Origin of the sequence: Kitasatospora sp. NPDC058406 (assembly GCF_042722765.1) — a bacterium.
GTDB lineage: Bacteria > Actinomycetota > Actinomycetes > Streptomycetales > Streptomycetaceae > Kitasatospora.
Genome location: NZ_JBHXKE010000443.1, coordinates 1 through 3424, shown reverse-complemented (window position 1 = coordinate 3424; position 3424 = coordinate 1). Strand labels below are relative to the sequence as shown.

The window sequence follows — 3424 nt, the reverse complement described above, 5'->3', positions numbered from 1 at the left end:
GAAGCTTCTATAGATCGTCAAGCTGTAGGAGACGGAACGGGTGTGCCTCTGGATGCGCTGGTCAGGTGGTGGTAGACCTCGCGCGCGACGAAGCGGGGATCTTGGTGTTCGGCTGCGGGTGATCATGGTTGTGCGCCGGTCTCGCGGGTGCATGATGATCGCGAGATGTCCGAGGAGTGCGAGATGTCGGTCCGTCCCCGTCCGGGTGCCGAGGTCCCGGATTTGACAGCGAGGATGGCGCGGGCCAGCAACCCCGTTGGTACGACGGCGATGTGGGTGCGTGACCGTCTCGACGGCCTGTGGCGGGACGAGGACTTCGCCGACTGGTACCCGCGCGACGGCAGGCCCGGGCTGTCGCCGGCCCAGTTGGCCACGGTGAGCGTGCTGCAGTTCGTGCTGGGCCTGTCCGACCGCGATGCCGCCGAGGCCGTGCGCTGCCGCATCGACTTCAAATACGCCCTTGTGCGCCACGAGGCGCCATCACTCCGAGCAAGGGTGAGAGGCCCTTGCCGCCGGTCTGTCGCAGCAGACTAGCGAAGCTGGGGGCAGCCTGACCGCGGAGACGCGCGGGAGGGCGGCAAGCAGCCCCGACAACGACGGCCCGCATCGACACTGCCAGACGATGCGGGCCCGGCAAGCAATACGAGACGCCGTACGAAAGGAACCAGCGTCTGAAGCCCCGTAACACTTGAGCCGGCTCCAATCTGGCGGATCTGGGCCGGGAAGCAGTGCACATCACCGAAGTTGGTGGTGACTCCGAAGCCGGTGAAGGGGGCCGGTGGGGAGGCCATGTTGAAGGCCTGCGGCGTAGGCATGGCGAGGCTGCCGGGGTACAGCTGGGCGGCTAGGGTTGCGCCAGCGGTGCCCGGTCTCGGCGGCGCGGCGTACGGCGTTCTCGTCGATGTCGATGCCAAGCCCGGGGGCGGTGGGAAGGTTCGCGTGGCCGTCGGTGAAGCGGAAGGGTTCGGTGTCGATCAGGTAGTCGAGGAGGTCGTTGCCGCGGTTGTAGTGGATGCCGAGGCTCTGTTCCTGGATGAGGAAGTTCGGTATGGCGAAGCCGAGTTGGATGCTGGCGGCGAGGGCGATCGGGCCGAGGGGGCAGTGGGGGGCCATCGCGACGTCGTGGACCTCGGCGAGGGCGGCGATGCGGCGGACTTCGGAGATGCCGCCCGCGTGGGAGACGTCGGGTTGGGCGACGGCCATGCCGGTGGGAAGGACGTCGCGGAAGTCGGCGCGGGAGTAGAGCCGTTCGCCGCAGGCGAGTGGCACGGTGGTGGAGTCGACGAGCCGGCGCAGGTCGCGGGCGTGTTCGGGCAGGACGGGCTCCTCCACGAACAGCGGGTTCAGCGGTTCCAGCAGCGGCAGGATGCGGCGGGACATCGCGGTCGACAGCCGGCCGTGGAAGTCGATGGCGACGTCGTGGTGGTCGCCGATGGCGTCGCGCACGGCGGCGACGCGGTCGACGACGGCTTTCGTCCGGGCCGGGGTGTCGATGGGCCGCATGTGCGCGGAGCCGTTCATCTTGACGGCGGTGAAGCCCGCGTCCACCTGTTCGCGGGCGAGTTCGGCGACGTGGGCGGGGCTGTCTCCGCCGATCCACGCGTACATCCGCAGCCGGTCGCGGACCGGGCCGCCGAGGAGCTGGTGGACGGGCACTCCGAGGGTCTTGCCCTTGATGTCCCACAGCGCCTGGTCGATGCCGGCGACGGCGCTGGACAGGATCGGGCCGCCGCGGTAGAAGCCACCCTTGGTGAGTACCTGCCAGTGGTGCTCGATCCGCAGCGGGTCCTCACCGACGAGGTGGTCGGCCAGCTCGTGGACGGCGGCGCGGACGGTGTCCGCGCCGCCCTCGACGACGGGTTCGCCCCAGCCGGTGACGCCCTCGTCGGTGGCGATCCTCAGGAACAGCCAGCGCGGGGCGACGGGGAACGTCTCCAGCGAGATGATCTTCATGCGGTGGCCCCCTGGTCCGGTGCGTGTATCAGGTCGAGGTCGGCGGTGGCCTGCGCGAGCAGGTGCTGTACGGCGTGTTCGGCGGCCTGCGGGTCGCGGTCGCGGACGGCGTCCAGCACGGCGCGGTGCGCGGGCACGGGGTCGGCCCAGTGCTCGGTGCTGTGGACGAGGTGGTCGCGCACCCGCAGGTCGGCCGCGATCACCACTTCCATGCGGGTGAGCAGTTCGTTGTGGGCGGCGGTCAGCAGGGCGCGGTGGAACGCCAGGTCCGCCTCCACGGCGGCGTCGGTGTCGCCTCCGGCCTCGGCCATGCGTTCCAGGGCGCCGGCCAGATCGGCGAGGTCGGCCTCGTCACGGCGCTCGGTGGCGAGGCGGGCGGCGGCCGGCTCCATGATCGAGCGCACCTCGCCCAGGTTGGCCAGGAACCCCTGGTCGGGGACACCGGCGCCCTGCCAGCGCAGCAGGTCGGAGTCCAGCAGGTTCCAGTCCGCGCGGGGCCGCACGAAGGTGCCGCGTTTCTGGCGGGACTCGATGAGGCCCTTGGACGCCAGGACCCGCAGCGCTTCGCGCAGCACGGTCTTGCTGACCCCAATCTCCTGCTCCAGCTGGTCGGGGGACAGGAGCGAGCCGGGCGCGTGGGTGCCGCTGACGATCCGCTCGCCGATGATGTCGATGATCTGCTGGTGCAGATTACGGGTGGGCGGCTGGTTCATGCGGGGGCCTTCCTCGGCACGGGTCGTTCGGGGGTTGGGGACGGCCCGGAGGCGCGTCGTGATCGGTGTCATGAGGAGGCCTTGACGATCGACCAGCCTTCGTCCACCACGAGCGTGGTTCCGGTGACGTAGGAGGCGTCGGGCGAGGCGAGGAACGCGACCGCGGCCGCCACCTCCTCGGGGGTGCCGAACCGCTTGGCGACCGTCTCCGCCACACTGTCGGCCCGACCCGCCTCATCGACCCGGTCCCACGCCGCCGTCATGATCGGCCCGGGCACGACGGTGTTCACCCGCACCCGCGGCCCGTACTCCACGGCCAGCTGCCGGCCCAGGGAGCACAGCGCGCCCTTCGCCGCGGCATACGCGGGATGGCCCGGAAGTCCTACCAGCGCGTGGACCGATGATGTCAGCACCACCGAGCCGCCGCTGTCGCGCAGCAACCGGGCGAAGGCGCGCACCCCCAGCCACGCGGCCTTCAAGGTGACATCGAGCTGGCCGTCCCACTGAGCCTCCGTCAGCTCGTGCGCGGGCTTGACGACCACCGCGTACGCGTTGCTGTGCAGCACGTCCAGCCGCCCGTAGCGCTCGCGCACGTGTGCCGCCAGCTCCTCCCACATGGCCGCGGACGTCACGTCCCCGTGCCGGTACTCGGCCCGCCCGCTTTAGCCTCCGCGTTTCAGTTGGGCCCTGCTGAGCCGGGTCGATGATGTTGGTAACGCGTAGTGGTCGTGTGCGGGTGTGGGGCATGCCGAAGGCCC

2 protein-coding genes and 2 pseudogenes are annotated in these 3424 nt (G+C 70.5%); 1 reads left to right on the top strand and 3 read right to left on the bottom strand.

Translation table 11 applies throughout. The features are described from left to right. Nucleotides 1-183: 183 nt before the first annotated feature. Nucleotides 184-462, top strand: a pseudogene (locus ACFWOG_RS40200) (transposase); the annotation flags it as partial. Nucleotides 463-735: 273 nt separating this feature from the next. On the opposite strand, the gene dgoD reads toward ACFWOG_RS40200, so the two are convergent. The 3 genes and pseudogenes from dgoD to ACFWOG_RS40185 form a co-directional block, all read right to left on the bottom strand. Continuing rightward, complete coding sequence (dgoD, locus tag ACFWOG_RS40195; RefSeq protein WP_380364633.1) at nucleotides 736-1953, bottom strand: galactonate dehydratase; 1218 nt, start codon at nucleotides 1951-1953, stop codon at nucleotides 736-738. Continuing rightward, nucleotides 1950-2666, bottom strand: a complete 717-nt coding sequence (locus tag ACFWOG_RS40190) for a FadR/GntR family transcriptional regulator (protein ID WP_380364631.1) — start codon at nucleotides 2664-2666, stop codon at nucleotides 1950-1952. The genes dgoD and ACFWOG_RS40190 overlap by 4 nt, the downstream gene beginning before the upstream one ends. 68 nt (nucleotides 2667-2734) lie before the next feature. Continuing rightward, a pseudogene (locus ACFWOG_RS40185) lies at nucleotides 2735-3325 on the bottom strand (SDR family NAD(P)-dependent oxidoreductase); the annotation flags it as partial. Nucleotides 3326-3424 lie beyond the last annotated feature (99 nt).

Excerpts from the sequence above, each read along its gene's own strand:
- dgoD (WP_380364633.1), bottom strand. The coding sequence starts at position 1,953 with ATGAAGATCATCTCGCTGGAGACGTTCCCCGTCGCCCCGCGCTGGCTG.
- ACFWOG_RS40190 (WP_380364631.1), bottom strand. The coding sequence starts at position 2,666 with ATGAACCAGCCGCCCACCCGTAATCTGCACCAGCAGATCATCGACATC.